This is a genomic window from Dehalococcoidia bacterium, from assembly GCA_041649635.1.
GTDB lineage: Bacteria > Chloroflexota > Dehalococcoidia > E44-bin15 > E44-bin15 > JAYEHL01.
Window position 1 is genome coordinate 255,700 of sequence record JBAZMV010000002.1, and the last position, 22,029, is coordinate 277,728.

General features: G+C 53.5%; 25 protein-coding genes and 1 riboswitch. Of the genes, 23 read left to right on the forward strand and 2 right to left on the reverse strand.

The annotated features are described in order from the left end of the window. Positions 1-58 precede the first annotated feature (58 nt). Positions 59-199: riboswitch (cobalamin riboswitch) on the forward strand. Positions 200-299: 100 nt separating this feature from the next. From WC562_05135 to WC562_05215, 17 genes are all read left to right on the forward strand, one after another. Then, positions 300-1,229 (forward strand): cobalamin-binding protein, encoded by a 930-nt coding sequence (locus tag WC562_05135; protein MFA5055540.1) that lies wholly within the window; start codon positions 300-302, stop codon positions 1,227-1,229. A 105-nt stretch (positions 1,230-1,334) separates the two neighbouring features. After that, complete coding sequence (locus WC562_05140; protein MFA5055541.1) at positions 1,335-2,327, forward strand: iron ABC transporter permease; 993 nt, start codon at positions 1,335-1,337, stop codon at positions 2,325-2,327. A gap of 8 nt (positions 2,328-2,335) precedes the next feature. Next, positions 2,336-3,598, forward strand: a complete 1,263-nt coding sequence (locus tag WC562_05145) for an ABC transporter ATP-binding protein (GenBank protein ID MFA5055542.1) — start codon at positions 2,336-2,338, stop codon at positions 3,596-3,598. Further along, a complete protein-coding gene (gene cobO, locus WC562_05150; GenBank protein ID MFA5055543.1) occupies positions 3,585-4,118 on the forward strand; it encodes a cob(I)yrinic acid a,c-diamide adenosyltransferase in 534 nt (177 codons plus the stop codon). The genes WC562_05145 and cobO overlap by 14 nt, the downstream gene beginning before the upstream one ends. A 50-nt stretch (positions 4,119-4,168) precedes the next feature. Next, on the forward strand, positions 4,169-5,230 hold the full coding sequence (cobT, locus tag WC562_05155) for a nicotinate-nucleotide--dimethylbenzimidazole phosphoribosyltransferase (protein ID MFA5055544.1): 1,062 nt from the start codon (positions 4,169-4,171) through the stop codon (positions 5,228-5,230). Positions 5,231-5,241: 11 nt separating this feature from the next. Further along, positions 5,242-6,012: an adenosylcobinamide-GDP ribazoletransferase gene (cobS, locus tag WC562_05160; protein MFA5055545.1), complete on the forward strand. Its 771-nt coding sequence runs from the start codon at positions 5,242-5,244 to the stop codon at positions 6,010-6,012. After that, positions 5,994-6,965: a cobalamin biosynthesis protein gene (locus WC562_05165; GenBank protein MFA5055546.1), complete on the forward strand. Its 972-nt coding sequence runs from the start codon at positions 5,994-5,996 to the stop codon at positions 6,963-6,965. The genes cobS and WC562_05165 overlap by 19 nt, the downstream gene beginning before the upstream one ends. Before the next feature lie 83 nt (positions 6,966-7,048). Continuing rightward, complete coding sequence (locus WC562_05170; protein MFA5055547.1) at positions 7,049-8,155, forward strand: histidinol-phosphate transaminase; 1,107 nt, start codon at positions 7,049-7,051, stop codon at positions 8,153-8,155. Positions 8,156-8,165: 10 nt separating this feature from the next. Beyond that, positions 8,166-8,843 carry a diphthine--ammonia ligase gene (locus WC562_05175; protein ID MFA5055548.1) on the forward strand — a complete coding sequence of 226 codons (678 nt, stop codon included), beginning with the start codon at positions 8,166-8,168 and terminating at the stop codon, positions 8,841-8,843. Between the two features lie 17 nt (positions 8,844-8,860). After that, on the forward strand, positions 8,861-10,414 hold the full coding sequence (locus WC562_05180; protein MFA5055549.1) for a cobyric acid synthase: 1,554 nt from the start codon (positions 8,861-8,863) through the stop codon (positions 10,412-10,414). 68 nt (positions 10,415-10,482) lie between these two features. Then, positions 10,483-11,013, forward strand: a complete 531-nt coding sequence (gene cobU / locus WC562_05185; protein MFA5055550.1) for a bifunctional adenosylcobinamide kinase/adenosylcobinamide-phosphate guanylyltransferase — start codon at positions 10,483-10,485, stop codon at positions 11,011-11,013. A 38-nt stretch (positions 11,014-11,051) separates the two neighbouring features. Beyond that, positions 11,052-11,801, forward strand: coding sequence for a hypothetical protein (locus tag WC562_05190; protein ID MFA5055551.1), 750 nt, complete (start codon positions 11,052-11,054; stop codon positions 11,799-11,801). Positions 11,802-11,877: 76 nt separating this feature from the next. Further along, positions 11,878-12,786 (forward strand): nitroreductase family protein, encoded by a 909-nt coding sequence (locus WC562_05195; protein MFA5055552.1) that lies wholly within the window; start codon positions 11,878-11,880, stop codon positions 12,784-12,786. A gap of 209 nt (positions 12,787-12,995) precedes the next feature. Next, positions 12,996-14,060: an ATP-binding protein gene (locus tag WC562_05200; protein ID MFA5055553.1), complete on the forward strand. Its 1,065-nt coding sequence runs from the start codon at positions 12,996-12,998 to the stop codon at positions 14,058-14,060. Between the two features lie 182 nt (positions 14,061-14,242). After that, positions 14,243-14,881, forward strand: coding sequence for a VWA domain-containing protein (locus tag WC562_05205; protein ID MFA5055554.1), 639 nt, complete (start codon positions 14,243-14,245; stop codon positions 14,879-14,881). A 141-nt stretch (positions 14,882-15,022) separates the two neighbouring features. Next, entirely contained in the window at positions 15,023-16,258 is a 1,236-nt protein-coding gene (gene fabF / locus WC562_05210; protein ID MFA5055555.1) for a beta-ketoacyl-ACP synthase II, read from the forward strand. A gap of 86 nt (positions 16,259-16,344) precedes the next feature. Further along, on the forward strand, positions 16,345-16,899 hold the full coding sequence (locus WC562_05215; protein ID MFA5055556.1) for a hypothetical protein: 555 nt from the start codon (positions 16,345-16,347) through the stop codon (positions 16,897-16,899). 9 nt (positions 16,900-16,908) lie between these two features. On the opposite strand, the gene WC562_05220 is transcribed toward WC562_05215, so the two are convergent. Both WC562_05220 and WC562_05225 read right to left on the reverse strand, forming a co-directional pair. After that, positions 16,909-17,802: a TIGR01777 family oxidoreductase gene (locus WC562_05220; GenBank protein MFA5055557.1), complete on the reverse strand. Its 894-nt coding sequence runs from the start codon at positions 17,800-17,802 to the stop codon at positions 16,909-16,911. Continuing rightward, complete coding sequence (locus tag WC562_05225; GenBank protein MFA5055558.1) at positions 17,799-18,290, reverse strand: SRPBCC family protein; 492 nt, start codon at positions 18,288-18,290, stop codon at positions 17,799-17,801. The genes WC562_05220 and WC562_05225 overlap by 4 nt, the downstream gene beginning before the upstream one ends. A 190-nt stretch (positions 18,291-18,480) precedes the next feature. Between WC562_05225 and WC562_05230 the strand changes: the two genes are divergently transcribed. From WC562_05230 to WC562_05255, 6 genes are all read left to right on the forward strand, one after another. Continuing rightward, complete coding sequence (locus WC562_05230) at positions 18,481-19,173, forward strand: DUF2071 domain-containing protein (GenBank protein ID MFA5055559.1); 693 nt, start codon at positions 18,481-18,483, stop codon at positions 19,171-19,173. 17 nt (positions 19,174-19,190) lie between these two features. Next, positions 19,191-19,628: a hypothetical protein gene (locus tag WC562_05235; protein ID MFA5055560.1), complete on the forward strand. Its 438-nt coding sequence runs from the start codon at positions 19,191-19,193 to the stop codon at positions 19,626-19,628. A gap of 108 nt (positions 19,629-19,736) precedes the next feature. Next, the gene (locus tag WC562_05240) at positions 19,737-20,423 is read left to right on the forward strand and encodes a hypothetical protein (GenBank protein MFA5055561.1); all 687 of its coding nucleotides are present in this window, start codon (positions 19,737-19,739) and stop codon (positions 20,421-20,423) included. Between the two features lie 8 nt (positions 20,424-20,431). After that, complete coding sequence (locus WC562_05245; GenBank protein MFA5055562.1) at positions 20,432-20,992, forward strand: LemA family protein; 561 nt, start codon at positions 20,432-20,434, stop codon at positions 20,990-20,992. Between the two features lies 1 nt (position 20,993). Beyond that, complete coding sequence (locus tag WC562_05250) at positions 20,994-21,440, forward strand: DUF3795 domain-containing protein (protein ID MFA5055563.1); 447 nt, start codon at positions 20,994-20,996, stop codon at positions 21,438-21,440. A gap of 15 nt (positions 21,441-21,455) precedes the next feature. Continuing rightward, positions 21,456-21,965, forward strand: a complete 510-nt coding sequence (locus WC562_05255) for a hypothetical protein (protein MFA5055564.1) — start codon at positions 21,456-21,458, stop codon at positions 21,963-21,965. Positions 21,966-22,029 lie beyond the last annotated feature (64 nt).

Below are 22,029 nucleotides of genomic sequence, written 5' to 3' on the forward strand. Positions count from 1 at the left end.
ATTCATCGATTTGACAGATTGCCCCCCACTTGTGTATACTTTCACTTGCTTAACAATTGAATCGATAGGAATCTGAGGCGACCTGGAGCGATCCAGGTATCAAAGGGAATGCAATCCGGTTAAATTCCGGAGCGGCCGCGCCACTGTGAACCCTTAAGCAAGGGAAGCCAGAACGCCCGCCACAGGATAGCCTACATGCCTCCGCAGGGGGGAGTAGGATTTTTTATTGGTAAAAAGACCCCTCGTCGCCCAGGCTTGGGGTCTTTTTGTTTAGAGGGGTAACAAAGATGCGCTCAATATTGAAACTGGTTCTCGTGATGGTAATAACTGTCGGCATAGCTCTATCAGTTTCGGCTTGTTCGGCAGAGGATATCGCTACAAATAATGACAGTATACAGATAACCGATCAAGCGGGACGGACGGTCACGTTAAACGGCACGCCGCAAAGAATTATTTCGATAGCTCCGGCAAATACAGAGATCCTATTCGCATTAGGATTGGATGATAAAATCGTCGGCGTTACCAATTACTGCAACTACCCGGAAGAAGCTTTGAATAAAGAAAAAGTCGGCGGTTTCTCTACCCCCAATATAGAAAAAATCATAGCTCTTGAGCCGGATGTTGTGTTTGCCGCGCCCATACATGAAGCCCAGATTATCCCTCAACTGGAAAATCTGGGGCTCACGGTTATTGCTCTTACTCCAACAACAATAGATGAAACATACGATGCTATCAAGTTAGTAGGTAATATCACCGGCGTTCAGGAAACAGCTGACGCACTGGTCAATGATATGAAAACAAGTATAGATGCCGTAGCAAATCTCGTTGCTAAGCTTTCCGATGAAGAAAAACCCAACGTGTTCTATATTGTATGGCATGATCCGCTTATGACCGCTGGCGGCAATACTTTGCCGGGCCAGCTGATAGATTTGGCCGGAGGGAAGAACATCTTCACCGAATTATCCGATTATCCAACGGTGTCCCTTGAGTCACTGATATACAGAGAGCCGAACATTATCATTGCCGGTACCAGCATGGGTTCAGGGGGAAACGCACCATTGGAGTGGGCACAAAGCGAAACACGTCTCCAGGGAACTGAAGCTCGTGAGGAAGGGAAGGTTTTTAGTATAAATACGGACCTTACCGGCCGTTTCGGTCCAAGGATAGTAGATGCTCTTGAAGAAATGCTTTGGCTAATACATCCCGAACTCGCGGAAGAACTGGAATGAATGAGAGATTGAAGAGAATTGGGAACTGGTCTTGTAGATAGGTTAACCATCGGGCTGGTGGCGTACAGACGCAGGCGATATCTCAGTATCGCAGGACTGCTAGCGTTGTTTGCAGTCATCATTGGTGTCGCTTGTGGCGTTGGTCCTGAGAATATATCCTTCGCCGATGTTTGGAAATTGCTCCTGTCAAAACTACCGTGGGTGAATATAGACGAAGGTGTCACAAGAACTGTATCGACAATTGTTATTGATTATAGACTGCCGCGCATTCTTCTCGCCGGTCTGGTGGGAGCAGCCTTATCGACCGCCGGCGCCACATTTCAGGGAATTTTCCGCAACCCATTAGCTGATCCATATCTTCTAGGTGTTGCACAAGCATCTAGTCTAGGTGCAGTGATTGGATTCATGTTTTTCCCAGCGCAATCCGCCGGTATTGGTTGGATACCTGTAATAGCCTTATGCTGTGGAATCGTATGCATAGTGGTTTTATATCTCCTTGCTCGTGTCGGAAAAACCTTACCTATGACCACGGTTATACTTGCTGGCGTAGTATTGGGAGCCATATTTACAGCCCTCATATCATTCCTTTTATGGAAGTTCGCTAATGAGAATCACGGCATGGGTATAGTGTTCTGGCTGATGGGAACCTGCTCCTCCGCAAAATGGTTGGACGTGTATGTTTTATTCCCTTATCTAATTCTTGGAATTATACCCATCTACTTGTACAGCCGTTCGTTAAACATCATGCAACTGGATGAGGAACAAGCGCAGCAACTTGGTATGAATGTAGAGAAAGTAAAGATCATTCTACTTTTATCGGCTGCTCTGATAACGGCGGCTGCGGTATCCTTCGCGGGATCTATCGGCTTTCTAGGCATTATCATACCTCATGCGGTGCGTCTGATATGGGGCCCGGATTATCGTTTCCTGTTGCCGCTATCTACGATTGTGGGAGCGATATTCCTTATCCTAGCTGATACGCTATGCCGCACTATAGCTGGCGGCGGCGAAGAAATGCCTGTCGGAATCGTAACGGCATTCATAGGAGCGCCATTCTTCCTTTACCTGCTGCGCCAGAAAAAACGGGTGTTCTTTTAGGAGATGTTTTGAGCTATCTTACTCTGGATAAAGTCGACCTCGGATATCACGGGCGCATCGTGGTGAAAGGCGTCAGTCTTGAGGTATGCACAAAAGAGGTGGTGGGACTCATCGGGCCCAACGGCTCGGGGAAGTCGACGCTGCTTAAGGCCATGTGCGGACTGCTGCAGCCGACATCGGGGCGGGTCGCGCTGGACGACACCGAGATAGCGAAGATATCGAGGGAAACGCTGGCCCGCAAGATAGGCGTCGTGCCGCAACTGCCGTCGCTGCCTGAAAGCTTCAGTGTACTCGACACGGTCCTAATGGGGCGTTATCCCCACCTCGGACTGATGCGCTATGAATCGAAGAAAGACATCGAGATTGTCTGCGACGCGATAAGGCGCACCGGCATCGAGCATCTCACCGACAGGCGCGTTGGCGAGATATCCGGCGGCGAGAGGCAAAGGGTGGTAGTCGCCAGGGCGCTGGCGCAGGAGCCGCTGTTCCTGCTGCTGGATGAGCCTACCGCGCACCTGGATATCCAGCACCAGCTCGAGGTGATGGAGCTTGTAAGCTCGTTGGCGGCATCGGGGCTGGGCGTGGCCGTAGCGCTGCACGATTTCTCTCTGGCCAGCCGCTTCTGCCACAGGCTGGTTATGCTCAAGGACGGCAGCGTCTTTAAAGAGGGCATACCTAAGGACGTTATGACCACCGAGAACATCAAACAGGTATTCGGCGTTACCGCCATGATATACAGCGATCTGGCCTCGGGACCGATGGTGGTGAACACAACGATATCCCGTCCCTGCGCGGATAACATGCATCGTCGCATACACGTTATCGGAGGCGGCGGCAGCGCGGCAGGCATCATGCACCATCTGCACAGCGAGGGCTATCGCCTGACGATAGGTGTGCTGAGCCAGGGCGATACCGATCTTAGCGCCGCCCGCGCGCTTGGCATCGAAGCCGTGGTAGTCCCAGCCTTCGCCGGCATAGACGACGCCGCACATCAGCGCAACCTGGAGCTGGCGGCGCAGGCCGACTGCTGTATAGTTGCGAATGTGGCCTTCGGGTGGGGCAACTTGCGCAACCTGGAGTCTGTGTCGGTGGCACAACATCTTGTGCTGATCGACGATGTTCCTATCGCCGAGCGCGACTTCACTGACAATCAGGCCACGGAGATATATAATGCGCTCAGGAAAAATGCACAGTGCACCACATCGATGGGGATATCAGGATGCCTGAAAAATATCCTGCAGCAGAAAGAGGTGAACAATGAGCGACCCTAAAGATAGCAATGGCCTGGTGCTGATATATACCGGCGACGGCAAAGGAAAGACCACTGCGGCCATCGGCCAGCTGGTGCGGGTATACGGGTGGGGCTGGAATGCCGTGATGTTCCAGTTCATAAAAGGTTCCAAGTTGAAGGCCGGGGAGCACCGAGCCGCGGAGAAGCTGGGCCTCGACATGCGGCCCATGGGCACGGGTTTCACATGGAACGAGAAGGACAGGGAAAAATCGATCGCGCTATCGCTGAAGCAGTGGCGCAACTGCCGTGAAGCCATAACGTCCGGCAAATTCGATATGATAATCATGGACGAGATAAGTTATCCGATGACGCTAGGCTGGATACCGCTGGACGAGGTCGTCGACACGATAAAAAACAGGCCGCAGAAGCTGAACCTGGTGCTGACCGGCAGAGACATGCCGCAGGAGATAGTCGACATCGCCGACCTTGTCACCGAGATGAAGGAGATAAAACATCCGTTCGCAAAAGGGGTGAAGGCGCGGAAGGGCATCGAATTCTAATTAAGAGCAATCGCAGGTATTTTACATAACTGGAAGTTCGGGAGTAATTTATGAAGAAGACCTCACTTGAAGCGACGATAGCTAATATAAAGCAGCTCGACGGGGCGGCGATGGCCAAGGCCAGGAAGCGTCAGGATATGCTGACAAAGCCGGCCGGAAGCCTGGGCAGGCTGGAGGATATCTCGGTACATCTTGCGGGCATACTGGGCCAGGCCGTGCCAAAGATTCAGGGTAAGCTCGTCGTCCTTGCCGCGGCAGATCACGGCGTCGCGGCTAACGGCGTAAGCGCCTATCCGCAGGAAGTCACGGCCCAGATGGTTCTGAACTTCCTCGATGGAGGAGCTGCGATTAACGTACTTGCTCGACATGTCGATGCCAGGGTTGTCATCATCGACGCGGGGGTGGCGGCAGATATCCCGTCTCATCCCGATCTAATCTCACTCAAGATAGGGAAAGGCACGGCGAACATGGCCAAAGGCCCGGCTATGTCGATCGAGCAGGCACGGCGCTGTATCGAAGAGGGTATAGCCATCGCAGCGAAAGAGGTCGCAAAAGGCGCCGACATGATCGGCACGGGAGATATGGGCATCGGCAACACGACGGCGGCGAGCGCAATCACCAGCGTGGTATGCGGCAAGACCCCATTGAAAGTGACCGGACTCGGCACCGGGATATCGGAAGAGCAGAGAAAGCACAAGGCCAAGATAATAGAGCAAGCCATCGAAATAAATAAGATCGATCCGGGCGACGGGTTGGACGTGCTGGCCAAGGTCGGCGGGTTTGAGATAGGCGTGCTGGCCGGCGTGATACTGGGCGCGGCCGCCGCGAGGAAAGTCGTCGTGCTCGACGGATTTATCTCAGGTGCGGCAGGTCTCATAGCCTACACACTTTGCCCGAGAGTGAAGGACTACATTATCGCCGCGCATCTATCGATAGAGCAGGGACATATCAGCGCGCTCAAACATATGGGACTCGAACCCATCCTCGATCTTAAGATGCGGCTTGGCGAGGGCACCGGTGCGGCACTGGCTATGACCGTAATCGAGGGAGCGGCGCTCTGCCTGGCGGAAATGGCCACCTTCGGCGAGGCCGGCGTCTCGGAGAAAGGCTGAAACGAATCGCCATGAATTTCCTGTCGGCGTTAGGATTCCTCACCATCATCCCGGTCGGCAAACGATATAAAGAAGGACGTTCGCTTGCCGGCTCTTCCGTATACTTTCCGCTTGTCGGCCTGGTGCTGGGACTTCTGGTAGCCGGAATCGATTTCGGACTAGGTCGTTTTTTGCCGAATCTGCTGATCAGTGCGGTGACCGTCGCCGCGCTTGTACTATTCACAGGCGCGCTGCACTTCGAAGGATTCGTTGATGCCTGCGACGGCCTGTTTGGCGGGCACACGCGGGAGCGGCGCCTGGAGATCATGCGCATGAAGAATGTCGGCTCCTACGCCGTGGCGGGAGGGGCGCTTCTTCTCATAATCAAGTTTTCGGCGATAGCGTCGCTGGCGGTAGGGTGGGATCGCTTCTGGATCATCGTGCTGTTCCCGGCAATGTCGCGCTGGGGCATGGCGCTCGTGCTGAACCTGTTCCCGTACGCACGTGCTGAGGGGCTGGGCTCCGCATTTCGCAGCAATAAATCTTTCATCTATATGGTGGCCGCCGGTCTCATAGCCTTGGCGATAGCTATTGTATTCGGATGGATTGGCGGCATAGTGCTGCTGTTCACAGCCAAGCTGGTTGCGCTGCTAATGGGGTGGGGTATCTCGCGCATGCTCGGCGGCCTCACTGGCGATACCTACGGCGCAATCAATGAGATGACCGAGGTCGCAGTTCTCATTGTGGCCATAGCCATTGTTCCGCATTTGGCGATACAACCGATATGGCAGGCGGTGATGTGATGCTGGAGCATCTGTGGATGGACGCCGCCGCGCTGGCCCTGGCTCTAGCGTGGGACCTGGCTCTGGGCGACCCGCCGAACGCGATACACCCCGTTGCAGGTATCGGCAAAATAATCGGACTTCTGGAGCGCATAGCTCCGAAGGCAAATCGAGTGGCGCAATTCATATATGGCTTATTCGTCGCGCTGATTCTCCCCGCCGTGTTTACCGCCGGAGCGTACTTTCTGGCCCAGTGGCTCAAAGAGGTGTGGGTTCCTTTATATATCGTCGTCGTAGCGATACTCCTGAAGATGTGCTTCTCGATACGCGGCCTGCAAATCAGCGCCAACGACGTGCGTATCAGTCTGGAAAAGAGCGATTCCCCGGAAGCTGCCAAGAACCTGTCCGCAATGGTCAGCCGCGATACAAAACAGTTGACTCCGGAGCAGTCGGCATCGGCGGCTATCGAGTCCGTGGCGGAGAACACAACGGACAGCTTCGTAGCGCCGTGGTTATATTTTGCGATATTCGGGCTGGCGGGAGCGGTTGCATATAGAACAGTGAACACGCTGGATGCGATGATCGGCTATCACGGAAAATACGAATATCTGGGCAAGGCCTCGGCGCGGCTGGACGATCTGCTGAACCTGGTTCCGGCGCGCATCGCTGCGCTCATGATAGCCGCGGTGAGCCTGTTTACAAAAGACAATATAAAACATTCATTGAAGACCCTATTTAAAGAGGGGCATCACACAGAAAGCCCCAACGCGGGGCTGACCATGGCGGCAATGGCCGGGGCGCTGGGCGTTAAGCTGGAGAAGGCGGGGCATTATGTGCTCGGGGCGGGGTTGAGGCCGCCTACGCCCGCCGATATTACGAGGTCGATTCGAATCATGAAATGGGTCGCCGCTTGCGGCGTATTGCTGGCATTCATATTGATATCAATTCATCACACATTCTTCGACTGTGTTTGACATAAGTTGGCGGGCTTGATTAATCAAGCCCCTACACAAATTACTTTAAGGGGTGAGATTGCCTAACCAGCGGGTACAAACCGATGAAAAGATATAAAATGACGAATAAAAAAAATAAATCGATGCCGAGGCCGGTGCACGGCAGCATCACACCGGCGGAACTGCGCGAACTGGGATTAAGCATCGATGACGTCATCGATTTCAGCTCCAATATCAACCCGCTCGGGATGCCTTCGCACATGAAGGAATCTATAGCCGATACCGACATATCGCGCTACCCCGACCCGGATTGTCTGGAACTGCGGGAAGCCATATCTAGTAAAACAGGCATGGACGTGGCGTCGATTCTCGTAGGCAACGGCTCGACAGAGATTATCCATCTTATCGCGCGAACATTTCTGAAGAAGGACGGCGATGCGGTTATTTTGTCGCCAACGTATGGCGAGTACGAGACGGCTTGCCGACTGGCCGGGGTTGAGCCTGTATTTATCAAAGCTGAAGAGAAGAACCAATTTCGCTGGAGCATCCCGAGCGTATGCAAGCGAATAGATTCGATTAAGCCTCGCATCGTCTTTCTGTGCAATCCGAATAATCCCACAGGCGTCCTGCTGAAAAGTGCCGATGTCGTGAAAATCGCCGCGTCAGCAGCTCCCGGCCTGCTTATAATCGACGAGGCGTATATGCCCTTTGCAGACGATTCGTGGGATGCCACTTCACTGCTCGAAAAAGGAAATGTCGTCGTCATGCGCTCAATGACCAAGGACTACGCGGTGGCGGGTATACGTCTCGGCTACATTATTGCGTCATCGGATGTGATCGAGAGATTGAAATGCTATCAGCCGTTCTGGAGTGTCAACGCCATCGCGCAGGCTCTGGGCCTCGAAGCAGTCAACGACGACAAGCATATCGTGAAGGCAAAGAAGGTTGTCGTAAAGGCTAGATCATACCTTTTAAAGTCGATCGAAGATACAGGTTTAGATGTAATTCCAACCAGCACCAACTTCATTCTGATACAAGTCGGCGATGCGAAAGCCGTGCGGCGTGAACTGCTGAAATACGGGATCTGCGTGCGTGACTGCACCTCATTCGGATTGCCGCAATACATTCGCATAGTAGCACAGCCGCTGCCCGCATGCCGTAAGTTCGTCGAGGCATTGCGTTTGGTAATAAATGAAAGAATCGGGAAATAGGAGTCGATTTATGGAACAGGCATTCGTATCATGGAGCGGGGGCAAGGACGGGTGTATGGCGCTCCATCTGGCATCCAGCAAAGGCCTTAAGATTCGCTACCTGCTGAACATGGTGACCGAGGACGGCAAGTCTTCGTGGAGCCACGGCATGGCGGCAAAATGGCTCGATATGCAGTCCAAAGCTATCGGCATACCGCTGGTGCAAAAAAGGACGAAGCATGCCGACTACGAGGCCGCGTTCAAACAAACTATGGTCAAGTTCAAGAGCGAGGGCATAACAGCCGGAGTTTTCGGCGACATAGATTTTAACGCGCATAAAGAATGGATCGACAGGGTCTGCGCCGCGGGCGGCATCACGCCTCATCTGCCGCTGTGGCTGATGGACCAGGATAAGATAATGAAGGACTTCGTCGATCTCGGGTTCAAAACGGTGGTGGTGTCGGCCGACGCCGAGCTCCTGGGCGAAAGCTGGGCCGGGCGCGTCATCGACCGCGAATTCATATCCGATCTCAAAAAGCTCAAGAACATCACTCCGTGCGGCGAATCCGGCGAGTACCACACGCTGGTCATCGACGGTCCCATTTTTAAGAAGCGGTTGGAAATAGTCGAGGCCAACAAGGTTCTAAAGGATAAGCGCTGGTTCTACGAGATAACAAAGTGCGAGTTAAGGCCTAAGAGGAAAGAGTAGTGACAGCTAAAGTTCTCATGATACAGGGCACGGGCTCTTCGGTAGGTAAGAGCATACTCGTAGCCGCGTTGTGCCGCATATTCCGGCAGGACGGCTTCAGTGTCGCTCCATATAAATCGCAGAACATGTCGCTGAACTCGTACGTGACGCGCGACGGCGGCGAGATGGGCCGGGCGCAAGTGGTACAAGCGGAGGCGGCGGGCATCGAGCCGTCGGTTGATATGAACCCGATTCTATTGAAGCCCGAGGCTGATGCCAGAAGCCAGGTGGTGCTGATGGGCAAGCCGTGGAAGACCGTTCCCGCCGGCGAATACTACCTCCAGACGACAGAATTGCTCAAAGCCGCCGAGGAATCGTTGAACCGGTTGCGCTCGCAATACGACATCGTAGTCATCGAGGGTGCGGGAAGCCCGGCGGAGATCAACCTCAAGCGGCGCGAGATCGTGAATATGCGCATCGCGAAGATGGCCGACGCGCCGGTGCTGCTGGTAGGAGATATCGACAAGGGAGGCGTATTCGCGCAGCTGGTGGGGACGCTGGCACTGCTAGACGAGGACGAGAAGCGATACGTCAAAGGCTTCATCATCAACAAATTCCGCGGCGACGTATCCTTGCTCAAACCCGGCCTCGATGAGCTTGAGGGCATCACGTCTCTGCCTGTCGTCGGCGTCGTTCCATACTACCACGACATCTTCATCGACGAGGAGGACTCGGTGCGCCGCGACACGCCGGAAAATACATCGACCGATATAGATATCACCGTCGTCCATTTTCCGCATATATCGAACTCGACCGACTTCGAGCCGCTGCAGTGTGAGCAGGGCGTTACCGTGCGCTACATAAGACATGTAAAAGACATCGGTCATCCCGATTTAATTATCCTGCCCGGCAGCAAGAGCACCATTTCTGACCTTGAACGTATCAAGAATACCGGTATCGCCGACGACATCGTGCGCAGCGCAAATTCAGGTGTTCCGATAATCGGCATTTGCGGCGGTTTCCAGATGCTGGGCAGAAGGATCAAGGACCCCTATCACACCGAGTCAGAACATAATTCAATTGAAGGGCTGGGATTGCTCGATGTTGTAACGACGTTCGCTAAACGCAAGACCACGTGGCAGGTGCGTGCCGTCTGCAACAGCAAGCGCGGTATCCTCGGCGATATCAGGGGCGAGATAATAAGCGGATACGAGATACATATGGGACGGACGCTCGCCGATAACGTTTCGCCTGCTTTCAGAATTACACAGCGCGGTGAACGAAGGTCGAACCATCTGGATGGCGCGACGAACGGCGACGGCAGCATCGTCGGCACATACATACACGGCCTTTTCGAGAACGAATCTATAAGGCGATGCCTGTTATCGAACCTGCGCAGAGCAAAAGGAGTCGACGGCGATACACGGACATTCACACTTTCCAAAGGTTCGGAATACGACAAGTTAGCGGACCACGTTCGGAACAGCCTGGATATGGATATGGTCTACAAGATCGCAGGTATAAATAGACCATCGAAACAGAGGTGCAGGAAACTTCCTGCCAGGGGAACTGGGGGTGTCCCCCAGATTTAGGTTTCCCCCAAGATTGGGGGATATAGGGGGTTGAGAGTCTTAACCCTCTAAAAGAAGGAAATAGGAAAATGAATAAGCATTTAGTTCTCATCCTCGGCGGCGTGCGCAGCGGCAAGAGTAGCTACGCCCAGAAGCTTGCTAGCGAATTCGGAGATCGCATCCTGTTTCTGGCTACAGCCGAGGCCGGGGATGAAGAGATGAAGAGCCGTATCGCCAGACATAAGTCGTCGCGCCCTGAGTCCTGGCACACCATAGAGGAGCCTCTCGACATATCCTCGGCGCTGCTCAGTGAAACTGGAAATACCGACGTTGTTATCGTCGACTGCATAACGGTCTGGCTCAGCAACTTGCTGATGCGCGATGAGAAGCTGAGCGAGCAAGAAATGACAGATGCGGTAGATGGGCTGATTTACTCATACGCGCAAGGGGAGGCGACCTATATCATCGTCAGCGGCGAGGTGGGGATGGGCATAGTGCCAGAGCATCCGCTGGGGCGTGTCTTCCGCGACTATCTGGGACTGGCCAACCAGCGCCTGGCGGGGAAGGCCGACCGGGTGGTACTGATGGTGGCGGGGATACCCGTGGACGTGAAGAAATAGCGCCATTTTCTTGATTTGTCTAGTATAATATAGCAATCATGAAATCCAACCCGCAGAAAAAAGTTGCTATCGGTGCTCTGGTTGCGGCGTTCATCGGGCTGTTCCTCATGTTCGGCCCGATAGGCTTCGGGTGGCTGGACGGCTTCGGCGGAGGCTTTGCGCTGGCGGCGTTCGGGCTCCTCATCATGATAACCGGTATCGTCACCGCAGTATTATTCTTCAGGCTGGCAAAACGCTACGACCGCATACTCTCCGATAAAAATCCCCTGGCGCGCTGGACATACTCCGACGAAGAATGGCGCGCGTATACCAAGGCCGACTACAAGATAGACAGGAAAAACAGGTGGACTCTGGTGGGTATCATATCGGCATTCGCCATATTCTTCGGCATACTATTCGCCGTCGTTGATCCCGAGGCCGGGATATATGTGCTGTATACCATGCTCGGACTCATCGCGCTCGTATCGCTGACAGCCTTCCTCACCTCGCGGCAGAACTATAGACGCAATGTTAAGCACAAAGGCGAAGCGCTGATCGCAGGGGACGGCATCATATTGAACGGACAGCTTCACGCATGGAACGTCATCGGCAGCAGACTCGATCGAGTAGATTATTTAGAAGAAACGCCGCCGATGGTCGAGTTCGAGTATTCGGCGCCCTCGCGCAACGGGCGCGACAGCTATACGGTGCGCGTCCCGATACCGTCAGGGCAGGAAAAGAGCGCTCAAGATATAGTTCAATTCTTTAAGGATGCGTTGGGACAGTCCGGCCTTGATAGAACCAATTAGACAATCGATTATTCGTCGTATATTGCGCTTGTCGCGCCTACATGTTGTATAATCTATTCCATCATCGGAGGTAAACATGGCGGTTGATATCGGGCGGGGCAAGGGAACAGCGGAAGTCACTATCGATTACGAGCACTGCAACTCGTGCGGACTGTGCGTCAAGGTATGCAAGGGCGCGCCGCTGTATATGGAAGACAGGAATGTCTGTATCGATCAGTCGCGGGTATTCGGCTGCATAGCCTGCGGCCAGTGCGTCTGCGTCTGCCCGCTGGACTGCATCACAGTAAAAGGCCGCGACTTTTCCTTGGACGATTTAATTGCCGTGCCGGCCAAGGAGAGCAAAGCGACCTACACCCAGCTTCTGGCCCTCATGTCGGCCCGCCGCAGCGTGCGCAACTTCAAGGAGCGCGAAGTGGAGCGCCACGTTGTCGAGAACATAGTCGCGGCCGCGTCCACAGCTCCCATGGGCATCCCTCCGTCTGATGTCGGTATCCTAGTGTTCCAGGGACGCGATAAGGTCAAGGACTTCCGCAAAGACCTGCTGAATGCGCTCAAATCCTGGAAACGCATGATGTCCCCGGCGATGATGGCAGGGATGCGACCCTTCGTCGGCAAAGAGAATTACAGTTCATTTAAGGACTTCGTTGTGCCGGCCATCGACGCCTATATAGAGATGGATAAGAAGGGCGAGGACTGGTTCTTCTACGATGCTCCATTGGCACTTTATTTCTACGGCGGGGCCAACGCCGATCCGGCGGACCCGTACATAGCCGCCACGTACGCCATGCTGGCGGCGGAATCGCTGGGGCTGGGGAGTTGCATGCTGGGATTCACCGGATACGCGATGAAGTACAGCAAGAAGCTCAAGAGTAAATACAAGCTATCGAACAGGATTCAGCCGGGCATCTGCGTGATATTCGGCTATCCCGCTTTCAATTATCAGAAGGCTTTGCGCCGGCGCTTCGCCGAAGTACGGGTTATGTAATAATAACTATCCCCAATCGATCAACGGCCCACGAGTAACACCTATATTATTTTATTTAAAATTATGCTACAATTCTTTTATAAGAGGTATGTGTTTTGCCTAATCGAATCAAGAGAGTAGTACTTCCCTTTGCGGCATTAGTCGGACAGCAGGATCTACAGCTAGCACTTCTACTTAATGCTATAAACCCCGCTCTGATGGGAGTCCTTGTGACGGGAGAAAAGGGCACAGGGAAATCGACCGCGGTAAGGGCGCTAGCCGACCTTCTGCCGGATATAGAAGTTGTAAGATGCCGGTTCAACTGCAGCCCCAATAACCCGTCCCTGCAATGCAATATCTGCCACGATAAGTTTCTCAAGGGCGAGAAGCTCGACACGGTTACTCGAAAGACGAAGGTGGTTGAGCTTCCGCTGGGCGCCACGGAAGACAGAGTCGTAGGCACAATCGATATCGAGAAAGCTTTGGGTGAAGGGATAAAAGCCCTGCAGCCCGGCATACTGGCCGAGGTCAACCAGGGCATCCTTTATATCGATGAAGTTAACCTCCTCGACGATCACCTTGTGGACGTCCTCCTCGATTCAGCCGCGATGGGCGTGAACACCGTAGAGAGGGAAGGCATTTCCATATCGCACCCGTCAAGGTTCATCCTGGTGGGGACCATGAATCCGGAGGAGGGGGAGATACGCCCGCAGCTGCTGGATAGATTCGGCCTTTCGGTAAACGTCAAAGGACTCAAAAACCCGAAGGAAAGAATGAAAATCATAAAGCTTGTGGAGGATTTCGAACAGCATCCCGAATCGGTTGCGAGAAACTATGATAACGAGCAAGCGGAATTAAGACAAAGGATACTGAACGCGAGAGATCTCCTGAGCCAGGTCGAGATTCCGGCGGATATTTTCACAACGATAATCAACATCTGCATAGAATTTGAGGTGCACGGCCACAGGGCGGATTTCCTCATCGCCAGGACCGCCAAGACAATAGCAGCGTATAATCAACGCACGACGGTGAATGAAGAAGACGTGGTGAAAGCCTCCGAGCTAGTGCTTCCGCATAGGATGAGGCGCCTGCCGTTTGAGGAACCGCAGCCGGTGACGGATAAGGTCAAAAGGATCGTAAGCCAGCGAAAGACTGTCACGCCTGTAGTCTCCGGGGAAAGCCGCGGAGTGGGAAGGGGCGAGGTCGCGGAGGTGCGCCTCGTTTCCCCGGTGGACTCGCAGCCCAGAATCGTTAATGAAGACCTGGACATTGCCAAAAAAAAAAGCTCACCTTAAGACCGACGAAAGATAATAAGCCGAGATCCGGTTCAGGCCGGAGAACGCGCACGCTGAGCACCAGCAGTGGCAAATACATAAGAGCCAGGACGCCTCAAGGAAAAGCCGCCGATATCGCCATCGATGCCACCATAAGAGCGGCGGCGGCCAGAACAGGCACACTGAACATCGGCGAGGACGACTTGCGGGAAAAGATAAGGGCCAAGAAGGTCTCCTCCGTTATCATGTTCGTAGTTGACGCATCGGGCTCGATGGCTGCTATAAAGGGCATGACCCTGACCAAGTCTACAGTCTTGTCGCTTCTTGAGGAATCCTATCAGAAAAGGGACAGGGTAGGGATGATCGCGGTCTCAGGAAACAAGTCTAGGGTTATTTTGTCCCCGACCTCCAGCGTTCAGCTTGCCGTCAGGCATCTTAAAGAGATACCGACCGAGGGATTGACGCCTCTATCCGACGGCCTTTACAAAGGGTTCCGCATCTTAAAAACGGAGATATCCAAGAGGAAAAATATCATACCGATATTAATAGTGGTATCCGACGGCCGGGCCAATGTGCCGATGGAGATCAATATACGCAAGGAAATAACAGCGACCTCCCGGGAGATAAAAAAACACAACATCCATGTCGTCGTCATCGATACCACGGATAACAGTTTTCCACAGGAAGGGGTCAGCTACAATAAGGACATCGCCGAGAAAAGCGGCGGCTCATACTTCACACTGGATGAACTGGACTCGGATAAGATTATTAACCTTATAAGGACTGCAACTGTATCGCGTGAGAGCATCGACATTAATCTGAAGGCCGTCCAGCATAACTGAGTTTTTATAATCGTAATACACCGCCTTCCGGAATACCTCTCAGCATTAATATCGCTAAGCATTCAAACTACGAATATAGCTTGACACACGGCAGACCGCGCAAGTATCATTCATATGTTTGACAACTAATAGAAGAGTCGTATGCCGGATAGAAAAGAAATAGTAGTCAGCGGAATCGGGATATTCACCTCGATAGGCTGCAATAAGGAGGACTTCTGGAAAGCCCTGATAGCGGGCAGGTCCGGCGTACGCCGCATCCAATCATTCAACCCGACGGGGCACATAAGCCAGATAGCCTCCGAGGTTACCTCGTTCAAGCCGGAGGATTACATAGACCGCAAGCAGGCCCGCAGGATGGCCAGGTCGTCGCAGTTCGCATCGGCGGCAGCTATACAGGCGGTGAAAGACGCGGGACTCGACATCGCCGGCGAAAACCCGGCGAGGATCGGATGCGTTATCGGTTCGGCCGCCTGGGACTACGCCAGCGTAGAGGAACAGCACCTAAGGTTCCTGGAGAAAGGGCCGGGCTTCGTTAATCCCCTGTCCGTGCCCAAATCCATCGCCAATATGCCTACATGCAATGCGTCCATAGTGCTGGGCATCCACGGTCCGAATATCGGGATATCAGCCGCCTGCGCCACCGGAGCCCTGGCTATCGGCACGGCGATGAGCGTCCTGCGCGAGGGCCGGGCTGACGTGATGCTTGCCGGCGGGGCTGAATCCACCCTTACGCCTCTCGTCGTGGACAGCTACGCCTGCATGAGCGTCCTCTCCCAGCGCAACGATGAGCCGGAGCGCGCCAGCCGCCCCTTCGATGCCGACCGCGACGGATTCGTAATCGCAGAGGGAGCCGGCATACTCGTTCTTGAAACGATGGAGCACGCCAAGAACCGCGGCGCCGAGCCTTTAGCCGTGCTCAAGGGATTCGGCATGACCGCCGACGCCTATAACATCGCGCTACCGGAGCCGGAGGGCAAATGGGCCGCTGCCGCGATAGAGGAAGCCCTTAAAGATGCAAGCCTTAACAAGGAAGACATCGGATATGTCAACGCGCACGGCACGTCGACCAAGGCCAACGATAAGATCGAAACTCTAGCGATACACCGCGTCTTCGGCGACAGGCGGGTGCCCGTCAGCTCGAACAAGTCGATGATAGGCCACGCGCTGAGCGCCGCCGGCGGCATAGAGGCCGCCGCCACTGTCCTCACTGTGAAGCACGGCATTCTCCCCCCGACGATCAACTACGAGACCAAAGACCCGGAATGCGACCTCGATGTCATTCCCAACGTCGCCCGCGAAGATAGCATCAAAGCCGCCATATCCAACTCATTCGGCTTCGGCGGGCAGAACGGTGTGCTGGTCTTTACGAAGATTTAGTCGATCGAGACCTGTAAATCCCTGACAAAAAGCGCAATCGCGCGTCTTTCCGTAATGAGGCACCATCCGCTAAAAGGAGGAATGACATGAACTCATTCCGTAGTATTTCGGTTACCTTACTAATCATATCCTTGATTACTTTCGGCTGCGTATCAACTGCGTGTGGTAATAACGTGCCGTCTATTACAATCGAGCAGGGCGATGAAGTTGACATATACTCCGCGGTTATACGCCAGATTCATACAAATACTACATTCAATGGAACATATCAACCTCCCACGCTGTACATAATCAGATATAAAGATGATAGAGCTGGCGATCCGACAATAAAGTCCTCGGAACCGATTCTCATTTCAGAAAACGTGCAATCAGAAATCATAATAGCGCTTCAAGATTTACCGACCGACATAATATGGGTAAATAACTTTAGTGAGGTAGAAAAGGACTCATACGGCACAGTCTTAGACGGCGGGGCTATAGTCACACTTGGAAACATACATCCGCAAACAGATGATTCAGTACAAGTGCCCGGAAGCCATTATATGGCTGGTGATGGTGGTCGCTGGGAAACCTACGTCTTAGAATTAATAGAAGGCGAATGGGAGCTAACTGGAACTACTGGAAAGATTTCCATAAGCTAGTCTCTGCGCTCATTTCCGCTGTAATACATGACGCAGCGCCTCTTCAATCATCGGATACTTGAACTCGAATCCTGAATCCGTCAGCTTCTGCGGAACCGCGCGCGTGCTGTAGAGCAACTCTTCATCGGCCATCTCGCCGAATACGGCTTTCAGCACGAAGGCCGGAATGCGGAACAGCATCGGCCGTTTCAGCACTCTGTTCAGCGCCTTCGTGAACTCGCGGTTGGTGACGGGATTGGGAGAGCACATGTTAACCGGCCCGGACAACGATTCTTCGCGCAGTATATGATCGATGGCGGTAATGAGATCGCTGATGGCTATCCAGCTCATGTACTGCCGCCCCGACCCCAGCGCCGCGCCCAGCCCGAACCTGAACAGCGGCAGCAGGCGGCGCAGCATGCCCCCCTCGGAGCTGAGCACGGGGCTGATGCGCAGATATACCACGCGTATCCCCGCCTCATGCGCGGGCAGGGCGGAGACCTCCCAGTCCCATGAAACATCCGCCAGGAAGCCCGTGCCTTCCGGGCTATCCTCGTTAACAATCACATCCCTGGAATTGCCGTAGTATCCGGTGCCGGACGCTGAAAGGAAAGCCTTCGGACGCGGGTTCATCGCGGCGGCTGTTCTGGCCAACAGCAAAGTGCTGTCGATGCGGCTGGAGAGTATCTTATCCTTCTTCTGCTTCGTCCATCTGCCATCGGCTATGTTCTCGCCGGCCAGATTTATCACAGCGTCGATGCCGGCATCGACAGATAGTTCTATGATGCCGTTAGGCGGGTCCCAGAATATGCCCTGTTTTGACCTGTCGCGTACGAGCCTGACGATTGTATGCCCCTGTAACTCAAGATGAGGCACCAGCGCCGAGCCTATGAGTCCCGAAGCTCCGGAGATAAGAATCTTCATATCGACCCTCCCTGCCCGGAAGATTTGTCGGCATGAGCAACTGTCAGCAGTTCGATAATCCTGCGCTGGCGGTAGCTGAAGATGCGCCTGAGCTGAGCCTTCACTAAGGGATAGGCTATCTCTCCCAGCGGCCACAGCGGCAGGCGATACGATACGTCATCCTCGACGATGGTGCCGTCGCCATCGGGATAGAAGTTATGTATGTGCTTCCAGACGCGGTAAGGCCCGGAGACCTGCTCATCAACGAACCTGCGCGGCGGCTCCCATGTCGATATCACCGAGCGCCATTTGAACGGTATGCCGAACAGCTTCATGCGGTAGTCGACTATAGTACCCAGCTCTATCTTTATGGGCAGGGGCGTCAGTATGCCGAAATCGAGCTCGGGAGGGGTTATCCTCTGCAGGTTCAGCACGTCGTAGAAAAAGGGAAACACCTCTTCGATACTGAGAGGAACACGCACGCTGGTATTTATTTTATGTACTCTCATGCCTTTTGTGCTTCAATCGCTATTTTCATCAAGCTGTCGATAGTATGAACGCCCCGACTATGACAGTATGTAACATTTATCACACGGTTGACAGCGACCGATTGATACCATACACTAATGCCCATTCAAGGACTTGTCAAGCGGATTTTCGACAAGCGGTCTAAGCGATACGTATTCATAGAGATACGATATGTCCAGGCTAGCTAAGCTGATATCGGTAAAGATGGATTTGCGCGACGTGCTGTACGTTTCTTACCTTGTGCCGTCAACGCGTATACGTCCGCTGGTGCCGTCGGCGCTCCCGCTGGCATCGATCGATGACAGGGTCTTCGTATCGCTGGTGGCGATGCAGTGCAGACGCGTACATCTATCGGCATTGAGATGGCCCGGCTTCAACTACGACCAGCTCAACCTGCGCACCTATGTTATCGACCCTCAGACGGGCAAACCGGCGGTGTACTTCTTTAAAAGCGGCGTTTCCTCGATATTTATCCCGATGGCGACACGCATCCTCGGCATCCCGTGGCAGCGCATCTCTTTCGCACTGCGCATAGAGAGTTCCGGTATCAACGATATAGATAAATACCGTGCATCCGGGTATTGGTCCGGTGACATCGATATCGAGATGCAAACGTCGCCTGATATCAACCGGGATGCGGCGACCGTGGAACATATAACCGGGCCTATGGCGGGTTTCATAGGTAAGGGGAACAGGTTAAAGAGGATAGATATCGAGCATAAGGCGCTGGAAATACGCGCGTTATCACTCTCGCGAATCAAATTCCGGCTGCCGGTGGAAGCCGGCCTCCTTTTGGAATCCGAACTTGGATCGCCGGACAGCGTATTGATGGTCCCTGTATCTAAATTCACCATTCATATTTAGTCTGGGGAGGTATTGATATGACGGCAATAGAGGTAATCGCGGCGGCCGTAATCGCAGGAATCGCTATGGCCGCCTTAACCGAGATCGGATACCGACTGCGTCTGGTCAAAGCCAACCTTCTTCTGATCGACGGCGAGTTCGCTCTGACAAGATTGCGATTGAGGACGGGCAAAGCGATGGTCTATGCGGCCGGTATAGCCGTTCACCTCGTCACCAGCGCCGTATTCGGGGCGGTTTATTACGGCATCACGCTATTGTTTGATACTGATCCGGCCAACGTAGTCGCGCTGGCTCCGTACGTGTTCCTGCTATGGCTGGCCATGCTCTTTTTCGCGCTGCCGGCGGCGGGGCAGGGGATTCTGGGCAGGCGGGCGGCGGCTTCAGCCTGGTACGAACAGCTCGCTCTGCACGCCGTCTTCGGGGTGGTGCTATGGGCGGCGCTGGGGTTATTCTAATATAGGATTGAGAACCGCAGCTTTAACAAACTTATCTGTGCTATACTGTTGCAAATAAATCGTACCCGGTGATGTCGATTTTGAAGTCGCGATGCAGGAGAATTAAATATGGACCTCACAGTTGTTATCATCATAATCGTTGCAATCATAGCTATCATCATCGTCGGTGTAATAGTAAAGCACAAGAAAGCGGAGAGCCGCAAACAAGAACTTGCGGGGTGGGCTTTCTCCAAAGGGCTGAACTTCAATGCCGGTCGCGACGGAAGTATAGCCAGCTATTCCTTTAAGTGCCTTCAGCGCGGCGATAACCGCTATGGATATAACATCGTCGAGGGGAATTTAGGCGGCCGTCCCGTTCGCGCCTTCGACTATCACTACGAGACGCATCACACCGATTCAAAAGGCAACCGCCGCACCACCCACCACTACTTCTCCGCCGTCATTGTGGATGCAAACCTTTGGCTGAAACCGCTGTTCATCCGCAGCGAGCGCCTGTTCGATAAATTAACCGAGTTCATCGGCTTTGACGACATCGATTTCGAGTCCGCCGAGTTCAGCAAGAAGTTCTACGTCAAATCCCCGGACAAGAAATGGGCCTACGATGTGCTTAACCAGGCGACGATGGAGTTCATGCTGCAATCGCTGCAGTATGATATCGAATTCTTTGGCAGGCACGTTATCGCTTACCGCAACAAGACATTTACTGTAGGTTATTTCGAGGAAGCGATCAATCTGGTGAACGGTATACTGGACCGCTTGCCGGAGTCGTTGATACAGGAATTGAAGGGTAAATAGGAGAAACTATGGGCGTAACTATCGGTATTATCGTCGGCGTAATCGTACTGTTTATACTCTGGATAGCTTTCATGTATAACAGCCTCGTGCGCGGCCGCAACCACTGCACGGAGTCGTGGTCGAATGTCGATACTGAGTTAAAGCGGCGCTATGACCTGATACCGAACCTGGTGGAAACGGTTAAGGGCTATGCCAAGCATGAAAGGGAAGTGCTGGAGAGGGTAACGCAGGCGCGCGCCGCCGCTGCCGCCAGCCACGGATCACCGCAGTCGCAGGCCAGGGACGAAAACGCGCTGGTAAGCGGTTTGCGCCAACTGCTGGCCGTAGCCGAGAACTATCCCGACCTGAAAGCCAGCAAGAACTTCCTTGAACTGCAGCATGAGCTGACGAATACGGAAGACCGCATCCAGCGGGCGCGCCGCTTCTACAACGGCAACGTGCGCGATTATAACAACCGCGTCGAGCAGGTTCCATCCAATATCATTGCCAATATGTTCCACTTCAAGAAAGAAGAGTTCTTCGAGATCGATAACGCGGTGGAACGCATCGCGCCGGAAGTGAAGATATAACATGGCTAAAGCGGGTAAAGAGTTGGTATCGTATTGCGGGCTGTACTGCGGAGACTGCCACGGCTACAAGCAAAAGGTAGCTGACATGTCCCGCGATTTGAGGAAGGAACTGCGCGATTCGAAATATAAAAAGTTCGCCGATTCAATGGCTGAAAACAACTTCGGTAAGGCATTCAAAGGCTACGACACGTGCTACGAAGTCCTCGGCGCTATGGTCAAGTTCAGGTGCCACAAGGTGTGCAGGAACGGCGGGGGGCCGCCTTTCTGCAAGATAAGGAAATGCAACGAGAAGAAGGGCACACAGGGATGCTGGGAGTGCGGCGACTTCGAGACATGCGACAAGCTCGATTTTCTGAAAGCCGTGCATGACGACGGGCATATCAAGAATCTGAGGGTACTCAAGAACAAAGGTGTTGATGCATTCATCGCAGGGAAAAGGAACTGGTAAACACTTCCGACTGATATGATCGGCTATGTACTTATATCGACGCTGACCTTCCCCGGCGTCATCCTGCATGAACTGGGACACAAGATATTCTGCCACCTGACCGGCGTTCACGTTATCAAGACTTGCCTGTTCAGATTCGGCAATCCCTGCGGATACGTCAAGTACTCCGCGCCAGATAGATATATCCAGTCCTTCTTCGTCGCCGTCGGGCCGCTTATAACCAATACGGCCTTCGCCCTGCTCTGCTACTGGGTATCGCACATGGTCGAGTTCAAGATAGAGGTCGTCATGATATGGCTCGGCGCCTCGATAGCCATGCACGCGTTCCCCAGTTCCGTCGACGGAAAAACGTTGTGGCAGGATACCAAGAGGCATTTCAGACATAATTTCTTCGTAATATTCGCCTTCCCGTTCTCGCTGATAATCCTCATAGCCAGCGTATTGCGCAGGCTCCTCTTCGATGTCATCTACGCTATCGCTTTGTATCTAGTAGTCAGCCCGTGGTTCTGGGAGCAGGTCTCCTGACGAAGTCCTCGCCCTTATCCTCTCTCGCTGTTGAAGGTGTTCTTCACCTTCAACTTTCAAATTT

Excerpts from the sequence above, each read along its gene's own strand:
- cobO (MFA5055543.1), top strand. The coding sequence starts at position 3,585 with ATGAGCGACCCTAAAGATAGCAATGGCCTGGTGCTGATATATACCGGC.
- cobT (MFA5055544.1), top strand. The coding sequence starts at position 4,169 with ATGAAGAAGACCTCACTTGAAGCGACGATAGCTAATATAAAGCAGCTC.
- cobS (MFA5055545.1), top strand. The coding sequence starts at position 5,242 with ATGAATTTCCTGTCGGCGTTAGGATTCCTCACCATCATCCCGGTCGGC.
- WC562_05165 (MFA5055546.1), top strand. The coding sequence starts at position 5,994 with ATGGCAGGCGGTGATGTGATGCTGGAGCATCTGTGGATGGACGCCGCC.
- WC562_05170 (MFA5055547.1), top strand. The coding sequence starts at position 7,049 with ATGAAAAGATATAAAATGACGAATAAAAAAAATAAATCGATGCCGAGG.
- WC562_05175 (MFA5055548.1), top strand. The coding sequence starts at position 8,166 with ATGGAACAGGCATTCGTATCATGGAGCGGGGGCAAGGACGGGTGTATG.
- WC562_05180 (MFA5055549.1), top strand. The coding sequence starts at position 8,861 with ATGATACAGGGCACGGGCTCTTCGGTAGGTAAGAGCATACTCGTAGCC.
- cobU (MFA5055550.1), top strand. The coding sequence starts at position 10,483 with ATGAATAAGCATTTAGTTCTCATCCTCGGCGGCGTGCGCAGCGGCAAG.
- WC562_05190 (MFA5055551.1), top strand. The coding sequence starts at position 11,052 with ATGAAATCCAACCCGCAGAAAAAAGTTGCTATCGGTGCTCTGGTTGCG.
- WC562_05195 (MFA5055552.1), top strand. The coding sequence starts at position 11,878 with ATGGCGGTTGATATCGGGCGGGGCAAGGGAACAGCGGAAGTCACTATC.
- fabF (MFA5055555.1), top strand. The coding sequence starts at position 15,023 with ATGCCGGATAGAAAAGAAATAGTAGTCAGCGGAATCGGGATATTCACC.
- WC562_05215 (MFA5055556.1), top strand. The coding sequence starts at position 16,345 with ATGAACTCATTCCGTAGTATTTCGGTTACCTTACTAATCATATCCTTG.
- WC562_05220 (MFA5055557.1), bottom strand. The coding sequence starts at position 17,802 with ATGAAGATTCTTATCTCCGGAGCTTCGGGACTCATAGGCTCGGCGCTG.
- WC562_05225 (MFA5055558.1), bottom strand. The coding sequence starts at position 18,290 with ATGAGAGTACATAAAATAAATACCAGCGTGCGTGTTCCTCTCAGTATC.
- WC562_05230 (MFA5055559.1), top strand. The coding sequence starts at position 18,481 with ATGTCCAGGCTAGCTAAGCTGATATCGGTAAAGATGGATTTGCGCGAC.
- WC562_05235 (MFA5055560.1), top strand. The coding sequence starts at position 19,191 with ATGACGGCAATAGAGGTAATCGCGGCGGCCGTAATCGCAGGAATCGCT.
- WC562_05240 (MFA5055561.1), top strand. The coding sequence starts at position 19,737 with ATGGACCTCACAGTTGTTATCATCATAATCGTTGCAATCATAGCTATC.
- WC562_05245 (MFA5055562.1), top strand. The coding sequence starts at position 20,432 with ATGGGCGTAACTATCGGTATTATCGTCGGCGTAATCGTACTGTTTATA.
- WC562_05250 (MFA5055563.1), top strand. The coding sequence starts at position 20,994 with ATGGCTAAAGCGGGTAAAGAGTTGGTATCGTATTGCGGGCTGTACTGC.
- WC562_05255 (MFA5055564.1), top strand. The coding sequence starts at position 21,456 with ATGATCGGCTATGTACTTATATCGACGCTGACCTTCCCCGGCGTCATC.